Source organism: Candidatus Neomarinimicrobiota bacterium (assembly GCA_017656425.1).
Classification (GTDB): Bacteria; Fidelibacterota; UBA2242; order UBA2242; family B5-G15; genus JACDNV01.
The window spans coordinates 141600-165253 of sequence record JACDNV010000007.1 but is presented as its reverse complement, the minus strand read 5'-3'; the positions used below and the strand labels follow the sequence as shown (position 1 = coordinate 165253).

The following is a 23654-nucleotide window of genomic DNA, read 5'->3' as shown; positions in this document are numbered from 1 at the left end:
TTTGAGTACAAAAGCCAAATCTGACAAAAGGCGATTTTGCATTTTTCAATTTGCACTCTGCATTCTGCATTGAGCCTTTGCGCTTAACGTCTTGTATTCACGAAGTCGCCGAAGGCGATTTCCCAAAGTGCAAGATAGCCTTACGGCAATTGCAAAATGAAGATTGCAAAGTGCAAAAGTCAAATTTATTTCTGTCTACATTTTGAGTACAAAAGCCAAATCTGACAAAAGGCGATTTTGCATTTTTCAATTTTCATTCTGCATTTTGCACTGAGCCTTTGCGCTTATCGTCTTGTATTCACGAAGTCGCCGAAGGCGATTTCCCGAAGGGCAAGATAGCCTTACGGCAATTGCAAAATGAAGATTGCAAAGTGCAAAAGTCAAATTTATTTCTGTATACATTTTGAGTACAAAAGCCAAATCTGACAAAAGGCGATTTTGCATTTTTCAATTTTCATTCTGCATTTTGCACTGAGCCTTTGCGCTTAAATCAATATTATATCCCTCTTTCCTAAGGTGCTCATTCGTAATATCAGCAAAAATAGCATTCCCAGATTTTATATCTTCAAGGAAGTAAAAATGTGATTTACTAAGATTCAATACTAGATGTGTTGTTAATGACAAATTATTAAATCTTCTTTTAAAATAATTTTCATGATAGGCATTTATAAAGTCAATTTCTAATCCCCTATTCTCAAGCCTTTGTAATAAATTTGTTCTATAGATTATCGAAATTAGTCTTTTATTCGGTAATCCAGGTATATGACATTCCATCGTATTATAAAGTTTATAACCAGTAAATAACGCTGTCTGACAGGTAGCGCTCTGAGGCAAACCTTCTAATCCAATCCTGGTATTTATTTCTTTAAAATACATGTTATTAGAAAATATAATCAATTATTTTCAATTGTAAAATATTTCAATACCTCATAATAATTCTTATATAAAGGATCTGTATCTTTTTTCTCGCCAATACCAAGCCCATCTACAAAAACAATCAAGATATTTCCTATCCTAAATCCTTTAAATTTAACACTACCAATTAACCTATCTATTTCTTAACTTAAAAGTATGATAAATTAATTAAAAACAAGAAAAACCAAGAGGTTATTATGAGTAACGCAAAATTTACATTACCAGATCCAAAAAACGAACGAATACTCAGTTACGCCCCCGGCACAAAAGAAAGAGAAATTCTAAAACAAACGCTTGATAAACTTTCATCTGAACAAATCGAAATACCGTTAATAATTGGAGGTAAAGAAATAAGGACAGGCAATACAGCCAAGTGCGTCATGCCCCATGATCATAATCATATATTATCGATATACCATATAGCCAGCCATAAAGAAATACAAATGGCAATCGACTGTGCAAAAGAAGCCTGGAAAGAATGGTCGAACACACCCTGGTGGATAAGAGCCAGCATTTTCAAAAAGGCGGCGGAACTTCTTTCAAACGAATGGAGATATATTCTCAATGCCGCTACAATGCTAAATCAGAGTAAAAATGTATTTCAGGCTGAAATAGACTCTACATGCGAATTACTAGATTTCTGGAACTTTAATACAAAATACATGGAAGAGATATACGAACAACAACCTATCTCCCCAAAAGGACAATGGAACAGGGTTGAATATAGGCCACTTGAAGGATTTATCTTTGCGATAACACCCTTTAACTTCACTTCCATTGCAGGAAACCTCCCGACTTCACCAGCCATTATGGGAAATACAGTTGTCTGGAAACCAGCATCTTCAGCTATCTTTTCTGCATATTACCTTATGAAGCTATTGAAAGAAGCTGGTTTACCAGATGGTGTTATCAATTTTATTCCCGGTCCCGGTACTATGGTCGGCTCAATAGTTTTGAACAGTCCTGATCTTGCTGGTGTACATTTCACCGGTAGTACCGAAACATTTCAGTATATTTGGAAAACAGTTGGGGAAAACATAAAAATTTATAAGAATTATCCTCGCGTAGTTGGTGAAACAGGTGGGAAAGACTTCATTTTTGCTCATTCAAGTGCAGACCTAGATGAGTTAAATACTGCCGTTGTAAGAGGCTCTTTTGAATATCAGGGACAAAAATGTTCCGCATCATCTAGAGCATATATTCCTAAATCAATCTGGGCAAAATTTAAAGAACTATTTATTGAAACTATTAAAACAATTAAGATAGGTGATGTGAGAGACTTCGAATGCTTCATGAATGCAGTAATAGATAGACCTGCTTTTGAAAAAATAAAATCCTATATTGAATTTGTAAGGAATTCGAATGAAGCAAAAATATTAATAGGCGGTAATTGCGATGATTCAAAGGGATATTTTATAGAACCAACAGTTGTTCAAACTGACAATCCATATTTCAAAACCATGGTAGAAGAAATATTTGGACCCGTTGTTACAATTTATGTTTACGACGATAATAAATACGAAGAAACTCTTGAAATCTGTAATAATACATCCCCTTATGGTCTTACTGGCTCTATTTTCGCAAAAGATAGAAAAGCCATTCAGTTAGCGGAAGACAAACTTCGATATGCAGCTGGTAATTTCTACATTAATGACAAACCGACAGGTGCAGTTGTTGGACAACAACCATTCGGTGGCAGTAGAGCTTCTGGCACAAATGATAAAGCAGGCAGTATATTGAATTTATACAGGTGGGTAACACCAAGAGCAATCAAGGAGCTATTAGTACCACCCAAAGACTACAGATATCCTTTTATGGAAAAGGAATAAAAATTTTACTTTACAATTTTATCGAACACACATATTTATGTTTAGCAATAATAGTAGGTAATTTATCGTTCCTAAATAATATCACGTAGAATATAAATCACTTTGTATTTATTTATAAATTCTTTATAATTGCGTGCATTAGATGGAGGCCTTGAAATGATTGAAAAAAACATTTTTTCGATAATAGGTAGAAAAGTTATACTAAGGATAAGGGGCCGAATGTGTGAAACAGAAGAAGAGTTATTTAATAGCCCATTTTTCAAAAAGTTTTTGTCGATTGCTATAGAAAGATTGAAACAAAGTGAATCTCGTCTCCTTGGCATATTTGGTACAAAAGATATAAAAAAACAAGATTTAGATGACTTGACCAAAGTATTTTTAATGCTAACAAAAATGCCTTATGAATATATTATAAAAATAAATCCTGAATACTCAGTATTTTTCAGGGATATACACCTTTTAAATGACCTCGTCGAGTTTTTATATAACTACTGGAGAAGCTTTGATAGATTTATAATCGCAGATTCCGAGGGAGACAGGCTCGATAAAAGACCTTACCGTACATTTAACGATACAAATGAAACGCTAACTCATCTTGTAAGAAAGATATACAGGGATCTTCAGGAAAATATAACTGGAAAACATCCACGCATTTATAGACAGGTTGCAGCTGGTGCTAATTTTTCCTCAATTGCCATACAGCGCCAATTAAACTTACCTGGAAATAGTTATGAAATATTGAAAAATATAAAAGTTATACGGCAGGTTTTGCTCAATCCTCCATTAATATTAGACCCCCCAATGAATAAAAGAACAGGTAGATTTCAGAAAGTAAATGAAAATCCACTCAACTATATTGAAAATATAGACCCAGATGAATGGCTCTGCTATCCAGCCAATGTAGGACATTATCTAATCTTTATATACTTTCACCAAAAATTTTATGAATTGGGATTTTCATTAAGCAATCTATTTGAACTTGCTAACGATGAATATTTAAAAAGAAGGCCCGATGCGATTTACCTCTTTGGTGTCCCTGGAAAGTCGCTATACAGGCTTTCGGAACTCCCTACTGTTTTCTATGATGATAAAGATAACAATATTTTGATTGCAACAATTCCAAATGATGATACATTTGGCTACTTTGGATATCTGAAGAAAATGGTGCTTACCTTACATAATGTAATCGTAATGAAAAAGGGATTGCTACCCTACCACGGAGCTTTCTTTAAAATAATTCTCAAAAATAATAGAGAATCGAACATTTTAATCATAGGTGACTCTGGCAGTGGGAAATCCGAAACCATAGAAGCGATGCGAATATTAGGCGAAGAATTGATTAAAGATATGATAGTAATTGCTGATGATATGGGATCAATAGAAATAAAAGACGATGGCGAGATAATAGCATACGGCACAGAAATTGGTGCTTTCTTAAGACTCGATGACTTGCCAACTGGCTATGCTTTTGGTCAGATTGATAGAGCCATAATAATGTCTCCTACAAAAGTAAATGCAAGGATTGTAATCCCGGTAACTACCTATGAAACAGTAATAAAAGGGCATAAAGTAGACCTCCTTTTCTACGCCAATAATTACGAGGAGATTGATGAGGATCATCCAACTATTGAAAGGTTTAATACTCCAGAAGAGGCGTTAAAAGTTTTCCGTGAAGGAACCGTAATGAGCAAGGGAACTACAACCTCTACTGGAATAGTACATTCCTATTTTGCAAATATATTCGGTCCACCACAATACAAAGATCTACATGAAAAAATAGCTGTTAAGTATTTCAACCATTTTTTCAGGAACAATCTATTCGTTGGGCAAATAAGAACTCGATTGGGAATCAAAGGTTTTGAGAAAAAAGGACCAGAAGAATCAGCAAGGGAATTAATAAAATTACTAGAAAAATAGTAAGTTAGTTTATAACTAAAATAAGTTTATTCTAATTTTAGCTTACATCCCATAGGTACTCAGATGGTTATAAAGATGAATTTTAATTTTTTAATATACTATAAAGCAATTTGATTTCATGTGACAAAATAATTACCTTTCTTAATGAATAAGACGGAAGAGGATAATTTTATCAAACTAAAAATTTTATTTTTTACTCAGTTATATTTTTACCACTAGTTGAGATAAATATTTTAATCGCTATCGAATCATTGACCATTAATTTTCTTTGTGCAGTATTAGTACCCCCGACAGGATTTGAACCTGCGACACCCGGCTCCGGAGGCCGGTGCTCTGTCCATCTGAGCTACGGGGGCATCAATAATACATCTTAATTTAGCATCATCATATTAAATCTTAAAGATTAATTAAGTACATATAAAAATTATTTATATGATAAGTTTCCTAAATAATTGCAATCTCCTCAAACATTTCCGACCTTAATCATAGAATGAAATTTTTATGAAATGATTAAATAAGGTGAGTTCGTAAAAAACCGAATTTATCAAATTCAGTATATATTAAATTATTTTTCATATTATCAAATTTCTCTTTAATCTATTTTAATTTCCACTCAGTCATGGGAGATCTAATAATTGGATTTTATACTTAATTGTGACATCTTTGTTACAATAACTAGTAAATATTAAATTAAATAATCATTATGAAGCTTTGCAAACTGCTAATTTCTCTATTATTAAAACATAGTTACACTCTATTATAAAGAAAATAAAAGGGGACTATTTTTAAGTCCCCCGTCCATAAATCTATATGAGGTGCAAAAGATTACTTTTTATCATCATCTACAATTTCAAAATCAGCGTCTTCCACATTATCGCTACCTTTTGTCTCCTTTTTTGTGGATGCGCTACCCGAAGAACTACCAGCGGATGCTCCTGCTTCAGCTCCAGTAGATGCTCCTGCCCCTTCTGCTCTAATTCTCTCATACATCTTACTCGACACCTCAGCCCATACTCTATTCAGATTCTCCATTCCATCCTTCATCGCCTTTAAATCGGAAGTATTCATAGCCTTCTTTAATTCATCAAGAGCAGAATTGATCTTACTTTTCTCTTCAGCACTTAATTTATTATCATATTCCTTAAGGTTCTTTTCGGTCTGGTATATAAGCGCATCACATTGATTTCTTGTTTCAACTTCTTCTTTCTTTCTCTTATCTTCTTGTTCATGTTCCTGAGCTTCTTTCACCATTCTTTGAATTTCTTCCTCAGACAAACCACTAGATGTCTGAATTCTGATACTTTGTTCCTTGCCAGTAGCTTTATCTTTTGCAGAAACATTCAATATACCATTGGCATCAATATCGAATGTTACCTCGATCTGTGGTACACCTCTTGGTGCAGGTGGTATACCATCCAGATAAAATCTACCTATACTCTTATTATCCTTTGCAAGTGGTCTTTCTCCCTGAAGCACATGTATCTCAACGGTAGTCTGATTGTCCGTAGCTGTTGTGAATATCTCGCTCTTTCTGGTAGGTATTGTTGTATTTCTTGGTATTAGTACAGTGGTTACTCCCCCCAATGTCTCTATTCCAAGAGATAATGGAGTAACATCAAGTAATAGTACATCATGAACCTCACCAGCCAGAATCGCTCCCTGGATAGCAGCACCTATTGCCACAGCTTCATCTGGATTAACCTCTTTACTTGGCTCTTTTCCGAAGATCTCCTTCACTAGCTTCTGAACCATTGGAATCCTTGTTGATCCACCAACAAGAATTACATCTGTAATATCTTCAGATTTTAATCCTGCATCCTTCAAAGCCTGATAGCATGGTTCCTTCGTACTCTCCACAAGATCAGCTATCAGTGATTCAAATTTTGCTCTGGTCAACTTTTCAAGTAAATGTATAGGCCCAGTTGCACTGGCAGTTATATATGGTAGGTTTATCTCAGTTTCCATACTTGAAGACAACTCTATTTTTGCACGCTCTGCAGCTTCTTTTAGTCTCTGCATTGCCATTGGGTCTTTTGTCAGGTCAATTCCCTCTTTCTTTTTAAATTCCTCAACAAGCCATTCAATAATTCTTTGATCGAAATCATCACCACCAAGATGAGTGTTACCACTTGTGGATTTAACCTCAAAAACTCCGTCCCCCAGTTCAAGAATTGATATATCAAAAGTACCTCCACCCAAATCATAAACTGCTACAATACCTTCTTTTTTCTTATCAAGTCCGTATGCAAGAGAAGCAGCTGTTGGTTCATTAATTATTCTACGTACATTCAATCCCGCAATCCTACCAGCATCCTTAGTTGCCTGCCTCTGTGAATCGTTAAAATATGCAGGGACAGTTATCACTGCATCTGTTATCTTTTCACCAAGTTTTTCCTCAGCAGTTTGTCTCATTTTCTGTAATATCATTGCACTAATCTCTGGTGGAGAATAAACCCTACCTTCTATCTCAACCCTTGCATCTCCATTGGGTCCTTTTACAACTTTGTAAGGAACCATTTCAGCTTCTCTTTTCACCTCATCATATTGTCTACCCATAAATCTCTTTATAGAATAGACAGCTCTGCCTGGATTTGTCACTATTTGTCTTTTTGCAGGATCACCAACGACTATTTCACCTTCTTTTTTAAATACAACAACAGACGGTGTTACCCTTCTTCCTTCAGAATTTTCCAAAACCCTTGGTTTATTTCCTTCAACAACGGCAACACATGAGTTTGTCGTTCCAAGGTCTATTCCAATTATTTTACCCATATTTTCTCCTCCTTGCTTTCAAATCATTAAATTCAAAAAAATCGACAGATATTTTTACAAATAGTGTGCCACACTAAAATTTACCTTTTTTAAATACAGATATGACATACTAATTGATAGATGTATGATATTTATTCAGAGTTTATTTTTCCCCTTTAGGTTCTTTATCCGGAGATGCTGGCAAAATTTCTTTATTCTGATCAAAAACTATTTTATTATCTTTCACTCTGACAAATATTGGTAGTCCTCTTGAAATATTACCTCTTAGAATCTCTTCAGCTATAGCATTTTCAATCAATTCCTGAATAGTTCGCCTTATTGGTCTGGCACCATATTCAGGATTATATCCTCTTTCAAGTATATATTTCTTAGCTTCGTCACTGAGCCTTATTTCTATGCCTGAAGATTTTATATTCTCCTGCACTTCTCTTATCTGAATGTCAATAATTTTTAGTATATCTTCTTTCGTAAGAGGCTTAAAAACAATTGGCTCTTCAATCCTATTTAGAAATTCAGGTGGCAATAATTTATTCACTTCAGCCAGCAACATTTTCTTAATAGCTTCAAAACCTTCGTTTAAAGACCTTTTTTCGAAACCAATCGTCCCAGAGTAAATGTTTCTTGTCCCTATATTCGATGTCATAATAACTATAGTATTTTTAAAATCCACCTTTCTTCCAAAACTATCTGTCAATACACCATCGTCAAATATTTGTAGTAACAGATTAAATACCTCGGGGTGTGCCTTTTCAATTTCGTCAAAGAGAACTACTGAATAAGGATGTGTTCTGACTTTTTCAGTTAACTCTCCCCCCTCTTCGTATCCTACATAACCGGGTGGAGCTCCTATTAATCTTGAGATAGCAAATTTCTCCATATATTCCGACATATCTATCTTTATTAATGAATCTCTACTCCCAAATAGATACTCAGCGAGAACCTTTGCTAATTCCGTTTTACCAACACCAGTAGGTCCTAAAAACAGGAAACACCCTATTGGCCTCCTTGGATCTTTAATTCCAACTCTCGCTCTTCTTATCGCAGAAGATACTTTTTCAATTGCTTCATCCTGTCCCACGATACATTTTTTTAAATTTTCCTCCATTTCAAGGAGTTTCTTGTTCTCTGTTTCCTTCAGTTTATTGACCGGTATACCAGTCATCATAGCAACAACATCTGCAACATCTTCGTCGGTAACATATACCGTCTTCTTTTTATCCGACTTTTCCCATTTTTCCTGCAGCAACCTTAGTTTTTCTTTAAGCCTTCTTTCTTTATCTCTTAATTCTGCAGCTGCTTCAAAGTTCTGTTCCTTTACAACTTTCTCCTTTGCTTTTCTTATCTCTTCTATCTTTCGCTCAATATCCAGAATTTCCTTAGGGACTATAATCTCTCTCAAGTGTACTCTGGATCCGGCTTCATCCATTACATCTATCGCTTTGTCAGGTTGATATTTATCGGTTATGTATCGATCACTTAGCTCTACACAAGCCCATAAGGCTTCTTCTGTATATATAACATTGTGATGCTCTTCATAATTTTTTTTCAATCCCTTTAAAATATCAAATGTCTCTTCTTTCGTAGGTGGATTTATAACAATTTTCTGGAACCTTCTTTCCAGTGCACCGTCCTTCTCAATATATTTTCTATATTCATCAAGAGTAGTCGCACCAATGCACTGTATTTCACCTCTCGCAAGAGCAGGCTTGAACATATTTGAAGCATCAAGAGATCCAGAAGCTCCGCCAGCACCTACAATTGTATGAAGCTCATCAATAAACAGTATTACATCTTTCGCCTTTTCTAACTCCTGCATTATTGCTTTCATTCTTTCCTCAAACTGGCCTCTATACTTTGTCCCTGCAACGATGGCTGCAAGATCTAGGTCTACAATTCTCTTATTGTATAACAGGCGTGGAACCTGTTTTTTAACAATTCTTAATGCAAGACCTTCAGCAATGGCTGTTTTACCAACACCGGGTTCTCCAATTAATACAGGATTATTCTTTTTGCGTCTTGTAAGAATTTGAGCCACTCTTTCAATTTCTTTATCCCTACCAATGACAGGATCAAGCTTTCCCATTTCTGCCAGTTTCGTAATATCCCTGGAAAAATGATCAAGTGCAGGAGTCTTGGATTTTCTTTCTTCTTTTTCACTCTGGTACTGGTTCTTAAAAAATGGGTCTGTTAACTCTTCTCTTATTGTTTCATAATCTATACCCATCTCTGTTAGCACTTGATATGCTATGCCGTCATTTTCCTTCAACATAGCAAGAAGCAAATGCTCATCACCAATTTCTTCAGCATCCAATTGCTTTGCTTCATTATATGTATTGCGTAAAATTCTTTCTGCTCTTTTTGTAAGAGGTAAATGACCAAGTGTCATTGTACCACCAGATGGTCTTATTGCATCCTCAACTGCCTTTTTCAGGTACTCTATATCTACACCGAGATTCAATAATACGTCGATTCCAATACTCCTTGTTTGTTTCAACATTCCAAGTAATAAATGTTCTGAACCTATATAACTATGTCCTAATCTTACCGCCTCTTCTTTTGCATATTTGATAATTTGTTGAATTTTCCTTGAAAAATTTTCCCTCATAATTTCTTAATGACCTTTCATTTCAATTTCACACCATTAAATTAAAACCAAAATTTAGCTAAATCAACTAATCATTTATCATGAACAATTTTACCATCCCTAAGGTATATTGTTCTGGCACAGATTTTTGAAACTTCTAAATTATGAGTAGCAATTATGAAGGTAACACCCAGAGAAGTATTTAAATCAAGTATTAGCTTCAACAAATTTTCTCCATTCTCTATATCAAGATTGCCAGTTGGTTCATCTGCTAAAATGACCTCAGGATTATTAATCATCGCTCTAGCAACTGCAACCCTTTGTCTCTCACCACCTGACAGTTGAGCCGGTTTATGGTTTATTCTGTCACCCAATCCTACTCTATCAAGCAATCTATGAGCCTTTTCTCTCGCCTTTTCAAAGTCATCATTATATATTATCGAAGGAACCATTACATTCTCAAGAGCAGTAAATTCTGGTAATAAATGATGAAATTGAAATACAAAACCAATCTTCTCATTTCTAAATTTTGCCAGTCTTTTTTCATCTAAATCAAATGGATTTATGTTGTTATACAAAATTTCCCCATTATCAGGTAATTCCAGCGTTCCAATTATATTAAGCAATGTAGATTTACCTGCCCCGGAAGGACCCATAATAGACAACACTTCACCTCTTTTCACACTAAAGTCCACTCCTTTTAATACCTCAATAACCGTTTCTCCATTTTTATAGGATTTATGAATATTATTTACTTTTAGTATATTTTCTTTATTATTTTTCATAATTAATAGCCCTTATGGCATTTATTTTACTAATTCTACTACTTGGTAAGAACGAACCCAAAAATATAAGAAATAATCCAGCAATAAATATTAAAATTATATCAAAAACTCTTACTATCACAGGGAGATATGGAATGTAATAAACAGAGGGCAGTGGGATTATTTTGTAATATTGTTGAACCAAACATAAGCAAGTAGCTATCACAATACCTGTAACAAGTCCAATTATACCATTCATAAGGCCAAGCCTAATAAATACTTCTCTAATAGAATCTGACGGCATTCCCATTGTTCTTAAAATACCGACTTCCTTTATCTTCTCAACGATTAACATTATAATAGAACTTGTTAAATTGAAAACAGCTACCAGAATTATTAATAAGAGTGCAATTAAGCTGCCGTATTTTTCAAGTTTCATTGCACCAAAAAGTACCCTATGTGTCTCATCCCATGACTTTACTGACATATCATTTCTAACTAATTTTGTGACATTTTCCTTGAAAGAACTCACTTTATTAAAATCGCTTAATTTTATTTCTAGACCATCAACATTTGCACCACGCCTTAAGAATCTTTGGGCTATAGCAACATCCATAAATATAAGATTTTCATCATAATCAAAAATATTTAACTCAAAGACACCGGTTAATACAAACTTTTTTGCGTCAGGTAGAGAATATAATCCTCTTAAGGTTGAAGGATTATAAAGAATGATTGTATCACCAACATACAGATCAAGTTTATCTGCTAATCTTGCTCCAACAATTACACCTGGCAAATCAGATGTATAGCTTTTAAATCCTGGATATCCTTTAACAAATGAACCTTCAACAGCAAAGATTTCTTTTAATGTCTTTTCAGGAATTCCTTTTACTCTTACTACACTTTCTTGCCCATTATAGGACAATATTACTTTTGAATAAATATAAGGATATATTGATTTAATATATTTAATATATTTTAGTTTACTTTTAATAGAATCAATAGTTTCATAACCAATGTTTTTTCCTGTGATCCTCATGTGAGCATCAATATCGATGACCCTTTTTATAACTTCACTTTCAAATCCATTCAAAATACTCATTGTAATAACAAGCGCAAAACTACCCAATCCTATCCCCAGAATTGAAACCCAAGAGGTAAAACTTATAAGACCAATTTTTTTCTTATTTCTAAAATATCTAAGAACAATCAATCTAATTAACTTTTTATTCATATCTGACGCAATCAGCAGGTGATAGCTTTGTTGATTTTTTAGTTGGATAAATAGTAAAAATCAAAGACAATACTATTGTTATAAAACCACCTATTACAAAATTCTCTACGCTTAAATGTATTGGTAATTTGCTCATAAAATAGACTTCCTGAGGAATTTGTACTATTCCATATCTATTTTGAATGAATGCTAAAATAATTGTTAAGATACAACCTATTCCGAAACCCAATAACCCAATGATAAGACCCTCTATTCCAAATATTGATATCAGTTGTCTACTATTCAAACCAAAACTTCTTAGAATTCCAATATCCCTCTTTTTCTCTGTTATTATCATGGTAAGAGAACTTGATAGATTGAACAAAGCGACAGCTAATATCAAACTGAATACCATCATTATTGGAAGTCTCTGAACTTCAAGCCATCTGATTAGATTTTGATGTAAATCCATCCATGACAATGCAATATATGGAAATCCAAGTTCATTGTTTATTTCCCTAGAGATTTTTTTTGCTTTCATTGGATCCACAAGAATAAGTTGGTAACCTGAAAGTTTATCACCTAAATTAAATAAGCTCTGAGCACTTTTGAGGGGGACATATACAAATACATCATCATAATCGCTCATCCCCGATTCATAAATTCCACCTACAACAAATTCCTTTATTTTCATCTTCGAAAATATCCCTGCATCTTTGCTTCGGTAAATGAGTAAAACTTTATTCCCAATATTTACCCCCAGTTTCTCAGCTAACTTCATTCCTAATAATATACAAGGTTTCCCATTTATTTCTTTTTCAAAACCACCTTCATTTATATAATCCAATACGCTGACACTTTTTGATATATCATCAGGATCAATCCCTTCTACTATAACACCCTCCAATTTGTTTTCATGTTTTATCATCGCTCCTGCATGTACATACGGTATTATATACCTAACTTCAGGCATAGTTTCCAACATAGAATCAACCTTTTCTGGATTAGCCAGCGTAAATTGATACATTGTCCGGATTCTTATATGAGCATCGAATCCTACAACCTTTTTTACTAGCTCCCTTTCAAAGCCATCTAAAATACCCATCGTCAACAATAATGCACATACGCCTATGGATAAGCCAATAACTGATAGAATAGATAAAAAAGAGGTATAGCTTAATTTATGTTTTGAAAATATATGTCTCAATGCAATAAAAAATGGGAATTTCATTGAGATGCTGTCCGGAGTTGCGGAAAGAAAATGACATCTCTTATGGAACGTTGCTCTGTAAACAACATAACAACTCTATCTATTCCTATTCCTACTCCACCTGCTGGTGGCATTCCATATTCCATGGCGTTTAAAAAGTCATAATCTATATCACAAGCCTCTTCATCCCCTCTATCTTTTAACTTTTTTTGTTCTTCCATCCTTTGTCTTTGGTCGATAGGATCATTTAATTCACTAAAGGAATTAGCAAACTCCTGCCCACCGATAAAAAGCTCAAATCGCTCTACTATATCATTTCTACCATGTCTTGCTGGTTTTGCAAACGGTGAAATCTCTATTGGATAGTCCATTACAAATGTTGGTTCAATCAGCTCTGGTTCAACAAGCTCTTTAAAAATCTCATCCATTAGCTTCCCTTTGTTCCATTGTGGTTTTGTATTTATTTCATACTTATTACAAATATTTTTTAGTTCATCTTCGGTTAAATTTTGTAATTCTATTCCAATTTTTTCACTCAACAAATCAAAAAAACTCTCCCTCTTAAATTTTTTACTTAGATCAATTACGTATCCTTCGAATATAAAAACCTTTTTACCTATCCTTTCCGCAATATACTTAAAATAATTCTCAACAAAATCCATCATATAAAAATAGTCTACATAAGCTTGATAGAATTCGAGTAAGGTGAATTCTGGATTATGATTTCTATCGATACCTTCGTTTCTAAAACATCTACCTATCTCATATACCTTCTCATACCCGCCCACAAGTAACCTTTTTAAATAAATTTCGAGAGCAATTCGCAAATAATAATCCTGATCAAGGGCATTGTAATATGTTTTAAATGGCTTTGCTGCTGCTCCACCATAGATTGCTTGCAAAATAGGTGTTTCCACCTCAAGATAACCATTTTCATTTAGATATTCACGAGTCCACTGTATTATTTTACTGCGTAGTATAAACACATTTTTAACTTCAGGATTAACTATTAAATCTACCTCCCTGCGTCTATATCTCTGTTCTTTATCAGTGAAAGCATCATAAATTTTTTCCTCCTTTTCTTTAATTACAGGAATAGGTCGAATATTTTTTGTTAGAATTTCCAATTTTTCTACAAATACAGTAATTTCGCCAGTTTTGGTTTTAAAAACTTTTCCTCGAATACCAACTAAATCACCTATATCCATATTATCAAACAGCTGGTAAACCTTTTTCCCAACTTTATTTTCCTGAATATAAGCCTGAATTTTCCCTCCTTCGTCTTGAATATGAAAAAAAGAAGCTCTACCCATTCTCCTGATGGACATTACCCTACCAGCAATCGAAATATCAACTTTTTCAGCTATAGAATCATAATTTTCTATTATTTGCTTTGAAATATGGCTCTTTTCAAAACTGTATTGATAAGGATTAAATCCCAATTTCCTGATATTATCAAGTTTTTTAAGACGATGCTTGACTATTTCTGACAGTGATTTACCCATTTCCACCCGTCTCATGACTGTTTTTTCTCCTTCTTTGTATATTCAAGCAAATACGCACGTATAAAATCATCGATTTTACCATCAAGTACATCTTCTACATTCCGCTTTTCAAAGTTTGTTCTATGATCTTTTACCATCTTGTATGGATGGAAAACATATGTTCTTATCTGATTACCCCAAGAGATATCTTTTTTCTGCTTATCGTATTTCTGCTTTTCTTTTTCTCTTTCTTCTTTTTTAAGCTGATATAAACGGGATTTTAATATTTTTAGAGCCATTTCCTTATTTTTAAATTGTGACCTTTCGTTTTGACACTGCACTACAATACCAGTCGGAATATGAGTAATTCTGACAGCAGAGTCTGTTTTGTTTACATGTTGTCCACCATGACCGCTGGCTCTGAAAGTATCAATTCTAAGTTCTTCAGGCTTTATCTCTATTTCAACATCTTCTTCAATTTCAGGGTAGACAAAAACTGAAGCGAAACTCGTGTGCCTTCTTTTATTTGCATCAAAAGGCGATATTCTTATTAATCGATGAATTCCCACTTCAGTTTTTAAAAATCCGTAAGCGTACTTGCCTTTTATCTCCACCGTGGCATCCTTAATCCCCGCTTCATCTCCATCCTGAATGTCAATGATGTTAGTTTCGAATTTCGAATGTTCAGCCCATCTTAAATACATTCTCAGAAGCATTTCCGCCCAATCCTGAGACTCTGTACCTCCGGCCCCAGGATGAATAGTTAAAATTGCATTTTTTATATCATCTTCATCACTCAAAATATTTTTTAATTCAATCTCATCTATTTTTTTCTTCAGCGTAGCGAGCATATCTAAAAGCTCAGGATATAAAGACTCATCCGGTTCCTCTTCCAGAAGTTCAGCCAGATCTTTTATATCTTTGTATAAACTGCCCAATGAAAAGTATTCGTCTAATAATTCTTCAATGTAGCTTATTCTACGAGTAATTTTCTTATATGTATCTATATCATTCCATATTCCTTCTTTTTGTACCTCAATCTTTAATTCACCTAGCTCCTTCTTCATTGACTCAACGTCAAAGGTACCTCCGTATATCTTCTAAGCGTGGTAAAATAGCATCTAATTCTTTTTTTATATCTGTGGCAATAGATCCACCCACCATTTTTATCCTTTATCTATATTTCGATAAATTTTTACAAATACAAATTATTTCTTTACAACGTAATCAGCTGGTCTTAAAGGTGAAAATTCCTTGTATGTAGATAAGACGATATATGTCCTTGTCTGCAATACACCTGGCCAGGATTGTATCTCTGAAAGTAAATTTTCAAGAGATGACGTATTTTCCGTTACTACCTTCAATAAAAATGTACCCTCACCTGTTATAGAATGGCATTCAATAATATCATACTCTTCACGAGAATTCTTAATAAACTCTTCGTAAGTCTTCATCGGTGATGTCATTATAAAAACAAATGCAGTAACATCCTTACCTATAGCAGCCTGATTTACTTTTGCACGGTAAGCATCAATTATACCTTTTTTCTCCAGCTTTTTCATTCGTTCACTAACAGCTGGGATAGTAAGACCAACCATCTCCGCTACTCTATTGCGCTGAATCCTTCCATCTTTTTGCAAAATCTCAAGAATCCTACAATCAATCTCATCTAATATTAAATCAGTTCTTTTCTTTAACATAATATCTTCTCTCCTCCATCTTATACTACCTACTTCTTGACAGATAATATTGAATCATTGCCCCTAAATAATAAATACTGATTAACTGCTGCGACCAGCTCATCGTTCTTAAAACATATTCAATAGGTTTCATCGGGACGACAATAGTATCCCCTGGCTTTACAATAGGTATCAATTCTTTATTACCAGTCTTTATATACTCTTTTATATCAACCTCGATTATCGCATCACCAGTACTATCAGGGTTTTCCCTTATTAAGCGTATTTTTGAAAGTTTTGCCCTATCAGTCGGTCCACCAGCTGCCGAAATTACATCCATCAGGTTCAGATCAACAGGAACCTCGTATATACCAGGGTATTTCACCTCTCCCCATATTTTCACCGTCATCATAAATGATTCCGTACCAGGTGCAAAAATATATCTAGCTGCACTTTTTGGTTGCACAGCTTCAGGGCGCCCTCTTTTTACTGAACCAGTCTGTGGAACAGAGATACTAAATAATACAGCTACTATTAATACAATTTTCAAAATATTCCTCACCTAGAATTCCTCCGCCTTTATACCCAGTTAAAAATTATTAATCGATAATATCATAACAACACTGTTGAAATATCTATGTAATTTGATTTTCTAAATTGAAAATTCCAAATATCTTTTTTATTTATTTACTAAAAATATTCAAATTACATTGAATTTTCTTTGAATATCAGTAAAATTTATTAACAAAAATAATTTTTCAAACTTATCAGCTCAATTATAAAATAAATTATTTTATCTTGAAATAGCCCCATTCAGATTCTGAACCAGCAATTTCTACGCCCCTTGCTTCTTCTGCAATTGCGTCCACTCTCCATCTATATAGTTTATTCCTTTCCAGACAAGATGCTATTGCTTTCCCATCAAAATTGTATAATTTGCTCTGTTCAAAATCGCCATAATTGGGTCGAAGAAACCTCGATATCCAGATTAGATTGCCAGTCTCAGCTTCCTCTATTCTTATAACATACTCATACGATAGATTTGAAAAATCATTCCACTGAAACAAAGGAATTGTATCTGTTATTTGACCAAGAGGTTTTGCAACGATTGGCTTTGGTATAATCCTATATCTTATTGTATCAGAGGGGATGCTCTTGTTTCCGGCCCTATCTATTGCCCTTAAATAATAAAAATAATTCTTATTTATTTTGATTCCCTGATCGTAATAAAAAGTATCTGGATTAATTAGTGAGATAATTTCGATAGTAACTATTCTGACAAAATTACCCTCACTATCAGGCTCTACTTTTTTTCTGTATATCTCGTAAAAAGCTATATCATCTTCATCATTTAGATACCACTGAAGAAAAATTGAATTGTTTTCATGATATGCATCGATTCCCTTTTCAATAGTATCCTCAGGAGCACTCTTCTCAACCCACCGAGGTCGTGATGGAGGAAATGGATCCTCGACATTCAATCCGCAGGAAATTACAAGATTTAAAATCAAAAATACAGATAATATATATAATCTTTTAAAATAAAATACCACAACTTATCCTCTGTCCCACTGAAAGTTCATCGTGTTTCAATATAGAATAATCTATTGATGTTTTGATATCCCCGAGCTTAAATACTATTCCTGCCCCTGTTGACCATCCATAGTCACGTAATCCAAACCGAATTGAAAGCACATTTTTGTAAGTAGCCTCTAACCCAAATCTAAACTTTTCACTATATCTGTATTCCTTATGAATCGCAAGTGTGAGATTTAATTTATCTTTAATATCCATGATATAACCAAAACTAATAACATTGTAAGGATTTACTAAATCCCGGGATTTTGTGGACCAATATATAGTTGTGCCAAAGGCATCCCTCAGGGTATACCCGAATATAACGTAACCCGCATTTCTGACATCAAAAATATCATATGCAGATACTTTTATTCTGCATCCTATATCCAGACCAATACCATCACCGCTTTCTCCGTATAACCTCTTTCTGATTAATTTAATATTCACACCGACAGGTATCTCAAGTCTTATGGGAACATATTTCCAGCCAAGATCAAATTTTTTCAAAAAGTTTCTTCCAATTGTAATAAAAATAGCACCCTCGTAATCATTAAATGTCTTTAATTTCGACTTAGATAATATTCTTACCGTATCCCTTCTAAATAATTCCTCATCTATTGCATTAACTACATCCGGTCTTATGGGAATACCATCGACGGATAAACTCACCCAATTAAGTCCTATACAAAGCTTTCTAAACCTTTTTGCAATACCCACATAATTCATATTTGCAAGACTAAAGACACTTGTATACATAAAATTTATTTCAAAATTTTCCACATATACTATCCCCGAAGGACTCACTAAAAAAGAAGATAGCGTTGTGTCAACAGCTCCAGTAGAATTAGCCATCGCAAGAGAACGAGCACTTACACCTAATTGTAAAAAATCATCAATATATTCTCCACCCTCAGCATGAAAGTTGATGCAAAAAATTAATGACAATATCAAAAACAACCTTCTCATCTCACTTTTGCAATTTTACCCTGAGATGTTAGTTTTTTATCATCTTGCTTGACAATTATCTTGTAAAAGTATACACCATTTGCAATATAATTCCCTTCATCATCCTTCCCATCCCAGCACACCTCATGGTAACCAGCTAGATTTATACCTAACCTATCTATTTCACTATTTATTGTTTTAATAAGTCTACCCGCCACTGTATAAATCTTAATATCAACTGATTCAACATCCTGCGTCAATTCATATATGAAATAAGTTTCCGCCTGAAATGGATTAGGATAGTTCCCATAATCGAGTAGCTTAAGATCCTTTTCTATTCTGTACCGCAACAAGGATTCATTTACATTCCCGGCAACATCTTTTGCTATAACCTTTAAACTATTAATCCCGAAATTATATTCAGGACTAAGTTTCAAGACCAGTTTATTTTCATCCGGCACATAATCTATTATCTCAATTGAACCTGTATCAATGAGAACATTATTCATAAAAAGCTTTAAAAACTCCCAATTCCCAATAAGTCCATTATCGTCTTCAATAATTATTGACAAGCTTGAATTTGGCGAAACATACGAATCATCATAAATATTCTTTCCTTCCGAATTAATTTCAATCGATGGGATTTTATTATCATAAATCTTAAACAGAGCGAATACATTTTTATCACGTACAACTCTATCTGTAAAATTATTCTGACCATCTAGAACATACCATTTATTAAATCTTGCATCAAATTTACATAAAGCTTTATCTTTTATCTCTTTATCATATTTTAAATGGATATCTTCTATAGAATTTCGATCATAAAAGATTACATTCCACAATGAATCATGTATAGGAATAAAACCTGGTTGATTGTGAATCTTATCCCTTAATTTACACTGGATATTTATAGAAAAAGAACTCGAATCCAGCACATCCTTACCATTAACACCAATGAAAAAAATACTATCAAGTGTAATCATTGCATAATTTTTACCATCAATTGTAGTACCTATTCCCGGTATCAAAGGAAAAACATTTACCTGTATATTCTTAATTATCTTATTGTTGGTTTCATTAATTTCTTCATACTTATTATCTTTATCTATTACCGCACTTAATCTTTTTATACCAAATCCCAAAATTCTCTCAATATCACAATAATATTCCCCTGGCTTATCAATCGTTAAAGTACAACTATCAAGTACTTCATTTTTATTTCCAATTACCTCTGAAAATACAACACTCGTATTTACTGTTTTATCACCAGTGTAATGTACCTTTGCTTTAATTTTAGGTAGTTTCCCCAAAGTTAGTATCAAATCTGCTACACTCAGATCAATACTTCCAGCTGTTTTAAATGTATATATTGGGCTTTCAAATTTGCAATCCTGTTTATATGCTATAAATTTCACCCCTACTACTTTATTTAACTTAGACAATATCAAAGCCTCATTTGTAATCCACTTCCCCAAGCTGAAACTATTAGACATACTCATTGCCTTTATTACAGATTCATCATTAAATCCATTTATAATCCGCAAGCCATATTCATTTGTATAAACCACGGTATTAAGAGTATCAACGAGGCATAATACAGAATCAATGCCTTTTCCTATTACGTTAATTCCTATATAGATACTATCACCTTTCTCTGGATTTTCAGGAAGCACAAAAAAATTTTCAAAATCAACCTCATTTCTCCACAAAATAGTGTGCCCTGATTTAGTCTCGATTTCCGATGGGATAAAATAAGTCAAAAGAAGATACTTTCCAGTATAGTTCATAGGAATGTCAAATTTAAACATTCCATTACCATCATTTTTTATTCTTAATATTTCTTTATATATTGCATCACGTTTATCCCCATATAACTGGCAGTAAATTTCATCAATACCAGAATAATTATTAAAAGTTAACCTCACGCTATCATCGCTTCGAGATGTACCATCTAAAACATTAATCGTATTATCCACGGATGGAAAACCGATTTTAACTGTCGGATCACCCAGAATATTGTAAGAAAACATTATAGATTTCGATAGATAGCTAAAATCCACATTGTTTATATAATAATCAATCTTCGCCAGATTAATAGCCTCTCCAACAGTATATCCTTCTTTAATCCTTTTGTAAAATTCTTTAATAAAAAGAAAATCATTTATGACCCATCCAACACTTGAAGACCCAATAAATACAATTGCTCCTCCATTTTCATACATAACCATTTTTTCGCCGAGAGAGAGCCTATCACCTCCAGCAAAATCACCTGTAAAGCATGTCATACTCGTAACTATTGGTAACATGTTAAAATTATGCAATTTATATACATCTTCGATTGACATCAATGAGCGATCAGACCAGATTGCTCCTCCTCCATGCCCAAAAAAGTTTATTAGATTGTATCCTGTATTGTTCATCTTATAGGTTAGACTGTCGGTATAATCCATTGTAGGTGTACATATCAATTTATCAACAAAAGTATTCATATCAATCACATTCTCAGCTATATAATCCGTCTGTTGATTAAAAGCTTCCGTTCCACCTGAAATAAGCATGATACTATTTATCCATGGAGTATTTAATCTATTCTTTTCATAGCGGATTCTTTTTTCAACGTATAAGTCAAATTCCTCTTCATTTCTACATGGTATTCTTCCGACAATTATGTCTGGTACTACATCGCATGTGTCAATTAGTGAATACCAATAATCGCACGCACTAGCTCCATATTTAAAAGTCTGGAAAAAGTAAGTGGGTACCGATTCCTCCTCTCTAATTTTGCTATCACCAACTATTATCAAATACTTTGGCTTAATCGCCCAATTTTCCATGGCATACAATAAAAAGTTTTTTATTGCGTACGGACTCACAATTCCATAGTTAAAATCATTGTAAATATTCTTAATGGAGATAGTCACCGGGGTATACCCCAACGTAGTATAAAAATCCTCTAATTTCTTTAAATTGTCCATATATTCATTTGATGAGATAATTATAATGTCTCCCTGGTTTGCGTTTACAGCAAGACCTAGTGTATCTATAGTTATATTTACTGGGCTTTTTATTGCAGATAGTCCAGCAGCGTAAAACTCAACAGTATCCGATCCTACATAATCTTCAAATAATACATAGTAATTACCAGTATAAAGATCACCCCTTGTTTCAAAATTAGTTAATCTAATCTTGTTTAATTCATATATCACTATATCAGAACTATTGAACCCTTCAACTTTAAATTGATACAATCCCGCTGGAAAATTTTCTGGCTTCTTAAAAATAATCTCATCATTAAAAGCTTTATATTCTCTATAATATTTAAGATCAAGCCAGTCAAAAAGTACTTTTGTGTATGGATTTAATTGATCCTCACTTTCAGATATTATTTGTATTGTGTTTTCTCCATGTTTTAGATATTTATTAAATAAGACGGTTTCATTACTACTGCTGCTTATAATGAATTTTTTCTGCCCACTCCATTGCCCTTCACCAGCCTTTATATCATTAATATAAATTGTAATTTTATTCACCCTATCTTGTTTTGTAAGACCGTGAAAGCAAGCTTTAAAGTTAAAGCTATTGGTCACTCCCATATCAGGGTATATAAGATTAAATGTATACACATTAGTGGAACCACCCATTATTCCATAATCAAAAAACCAGTGATCTCTCACATATGATGATCTATCAGTATCTGCCTGCCCCAATTGAAAAAAAGTGTTATTCTCCTCAAAATGAAAGTCATACTGGTAATTTCTTGGGACAATAGCTTCGCCAAATTCCTTTGTTAAAGAGGCATCTTCAGTGGCATATCTTAGTCCTGGATTATCATCCCAGTAAATCCAATATATATTATTATTAGTAAAAGGATCATAATAATATGCATCTGACTCATTTTTTTTCATCTCTGCAAAAAATTCTATATAATCTGATAAATCAAACTTACCATCTACACATCCTTTTACATAAATTGGGAATTCCCTCCCCTTATTTTCCAGATGTATGTTTAAAGGATTGATCTCCATTATATTTATACCAAGTTTCTTAAAATCACGCCCATATATTCTATAAATTCCGTCTTTATTGATTACAGCTTTTATAACTTCATTAACATTTTTCTGAATATTTTTACTTAAAATTTTCTTCTCAACTCTACCAGCGTGTAAATTTTTTGAATTTTTGAATATCCCCATTAACATTCTATCATTCAAATCGACAAATAATGATTTTTTACATGCACCGAGTAATTGTATTGTTACCCTTAAATCCTTAAAGTATTTAACTTTTCTCTGATCAAAATCAATTATGTATGGTATAACATAAACAGCTGTAATAGGTAAACCATTAAAGAAACCTTTGAATTCTTTATAAACATTCAAATTACCATGTCTGATTTTATTATCAATACCTGTAATATCATTATCCTCAAGGAAATATTCCTTACCAGGACATGAAAGATCATCAACATTTATAATCTTTAGATCTTTTTTCTCTACATTAACAATAATATCATTTGATAACGCATTCAATACTTTGACATAGATCGGGACTAAATAACCATTGATATAAGTTGTAGATAAGTCTTTCGAAGGTTTTATCCCTGAAATCAAACCATTTTTATAAATGTAATCGGGAAAATCATTGATAAATGTTATTATTAATCGATTATTTACTTTCTCCTCTTTAACAAGAGTACATGGAAAGATAGCATTAACATGGAAATAGTAGATAAAGATAAATATAAGTATAAGCCGCACT

General features: G+C 33.4%; 15 protein-coding genes and 1 tRNA gene. 2 read left to right on the top strand and 14 right to left on the bottom strand.

Features of this window, described 5'->3' with window-relative positions; all coding sequences use genetic code 11:
• Positions 1-447: 447 nt before the first annotated feature.
• Complete coding sequence (locus H0Z29_06740) at positions 448-876, bottom strand: hypothetical protein (protein MBO8131197.1); 429 nt, start codon at positions 874-876, stop codon at positions 448-450.
• A 236-nt stretch (positions 877-1112) separates the two neighbouring features.
• On the opposite strand from H0Z29_06740, the gene pruA reads away from it, so the two are divergent.
• Complete coding sequence (gene pruA, locus H0Z29_06735; protein ID MBO8131196.1) at positions 1113-2744, top strand: L-glutamate gamma-semialdehyde dehydrogenase; 1632 nt, start codon at positions 1113-1115, stop codon at positions 2742-2744.
• Positions 2745-2900: 156 nt separating this feature from the next.
• A complete protein-coding gene (locus tag H0Z29_06730) occupies positions 2901-4661 on the top strand; it encodes a phosphoenolpyruvate carboxykinase (GenBank protein ID MBO8131195.1) in 1761 nt (586 codons plus the stop codon).
• 282 nt (positions 4662-4943) lie between these two features.
• Here the strand turns inward: H0Z29_06730 and H0Z29_06725 are convergent.
• The 13 genes from H0Z29_06725 to H0Z29_06665 all read right to left on the bottom strand — a co-directional run bounded on the left by H0Z29_06725 (position 4944) and on the right by H0Z29_06665 (position 23653).
• Positions 4944-5017 (bottom strand) — tRNA-Arg (locus H0Z29_06725).
• Positions 5018-5486: 469 nt separating this feature from the next.
• Positions 5487-7433, bottom strand: coding sequence for a molecular chaperone DnaK (dnaK, locus tag H0Z29_06720; protein MBO8131194.1), 1947 nt, complete (start codon positions 7431-7433; stop codon positions 5487-5489).
• 142 nt (positions 7434-7575) lie between these two features.
• Positions 7576-10038 carry an ATP-dependent Clp protease ATP-binding subunit gene (locus H0Z29_06715; protein MBO8131193.1) on the bottom strand — a complete coding sequence of 821 codons (2463 nt, stop codon included), beginning with the start codon at positions 10036-10038 and terminating at the stop codon, positions 7576-7578.
• A gap of 71 nt (positions 10039-10109) precedes the next feature.
• Positions 10110-10781, bottom strand: coding sequence for an ABC transporter ATP-binding protein (locus H0Z29_06710; GenBank protein MBO8131192.1), 672 nt, complete (start codon positions 10779-10781; stop codon positions 10110-10112).
• 10 nt (positions 10782-10791) lie between these two features.
• Positions 10792-12018, bottom strand: coding sequence for an ABC transporter permease (locus H0Z29_06705; GenBank protein ID MBO8131191.1), 1227 nt, complete (start codon positions 12016-12018; stop codon positions 10792-10794).
• Positions 12011-13228 (bottom strand): ABC transporter permease, encoded by a 1218-nt coding sequence (locus H0Z29_06700; protein MBO8131190.1) that lies wholly within the window; start codon positions 13226-13228, stop codon positions 12011-12013. Before H0Z29_06700 ends, H0Z29_06705 begins: the two co-directional genes overlap by 8 nt.
• Positions 13225-14727, bottom strand: a complete 1503-nt coding sequence (gene lysS, locus H0Z29_06695) for a lysine--tRNA ligase (protein MBO8131189.1) — start codon at positions 14725-14727, stop codon at positions 13225-13227. Before lysS ends, H0Z29_06700 begins: the two co-directional genes overlap by 4 nt.
• On the bottom strand, positions 14724-15758 hold the full coding sequence (gene prfB, locus H0Z29_06690) for a peptide chain release factor 2 (GenBank protein MBO8131188.1): 1035 nt from the start codon (positions 15756-15758) through the stop codon (positions 14724-14726). The genes lysS and prfB overlap by 4 nt, the downstream gene beginning before the upstream one ends.
• A gap of 141 nt (positions 15759-15899) precedes the next feature.
• Positions 15900-16367 (bottom strand): Lrp/AsnC family transcriptional regulator, encoded by a 468-nt coding sequence (locus H0Z29_06685; GenBank protein MBO8131187.1) that lies wholly within the window; start codon positions 16365-16367, stop codon positions 15900-15902.
• Positions 16368-16416: 49 nt separating this feature from the next.
• A complete protein-coding gene (locus H0Z29_06680) occupies positions 16417-16932 on the bottom strand; it encodes an SLBB domain-containing protein (GenBank protein ID MBO8131186.1) in 516 nt (171 codons plus the stop codon).
• 226 nt (positions 16933-17158) lie between these two features.
• Positions 17159-17923, bottom strand: coding sequence for a hypothetical protein (locus H0Z29_06675; GenBank protein ID MBO8131185.1), 765 nt, complete (start codon positions 17921-17923; stop codon positions 17159-17161).
• The gene (locus H0Z29_06670) at positions 17907-18899 is read right to left on the bottom strand and encodes a hypothetical protein (protein MBO8131184.1); all 993 of its coding nucleotides are present in this window, start codon (positions 18897-18899) and stop codon (positions 17907-17909) included. The genes H0Z29_06675 and H0Z29_06670 overlap by 17 nt, the downstream gene beginning before the upstream one ends.
• Positions 18900-18910: 11 nt before the next feature.
• On the bottom strand, positions 18911-23653 hold the full coding sequence (locus tag H0Z29_06665) for a T9SS type A sorting domain-containing protein (protein MBO8131183.1): 4743 nt from the start codon (positions 23651-23653) through the stop codon (positions 18911-18913).
• Position 23654: the final 1 nt, after the last annotated feature.

What these genes read in the sequence shown, in the direction of transcription:
- H0Z29_06740 (MBO8131197.1), bottom strand. Translation starts at nt 876, where the DNA reads ATGTATTTTAAAGAAATAAATACCAGGATTGGATTAGAAGGTTTGCCT.
- pruA (MBO8131196.1), top strand. Translation starts at nt 1,113, where the DNA reads ATGAGTAACGCAAAATTTACATTACCAGATCCAAAAAACGAACGAATA.
- H0Z29_06730 (MBO8131195.1), top strand. Translation starts at nt 2,901, where the DNA reads ATGATTGAAAAAAACATTTTTTCGATAATAGGTAGAAAAGTTATACTA.
- dnaK (MBO8131194.1), bottom strand. Translation starts at nt 7,433, where the DNA reads ATGGGTAAAATAATTGGAATAGACCTTGGAACGACAAACTCATGTGTT.
- H0Z29_06715 (MBO8131193.1), bottom strand. Translation starts at nt 10,038, where the DNA reads ATGAGGGAAAATTTTTCAAGGAAAATTCAACAAATTATCAAATATGCA.
- H0Z29_06705 (MBO8131191.1), bottom strand. Translation starts at nt 12,018, where the DNA reads ATGAATAAAAAGTTAATTAGATTGATTGTTCTTAGATATTTTAGAAAT.
- H0Z29_06700 (MBO8131190.1), bottom strand. Translation starts at nt 13,228, where the DNA reads ATGAAATTCCCATTTTTTATTGCATTGAGACATATATTTTCAAAACAT.
- lysS (MBO8131189.1), bottom strand. Translation starts at nt 14,727, where the DNA reads ATGAGACGGGTGGAAATGGGTAAATCACTGTCAGAAATAGTCAAGCAT.
- prfB (MBO8131188.1), bottom strand. Translation starts at nt 15,758, where the DNA reads ATGAAGAAGGAGCTAGGTGAATTAAAGATTGAGGTACAAAAAGAAGGA.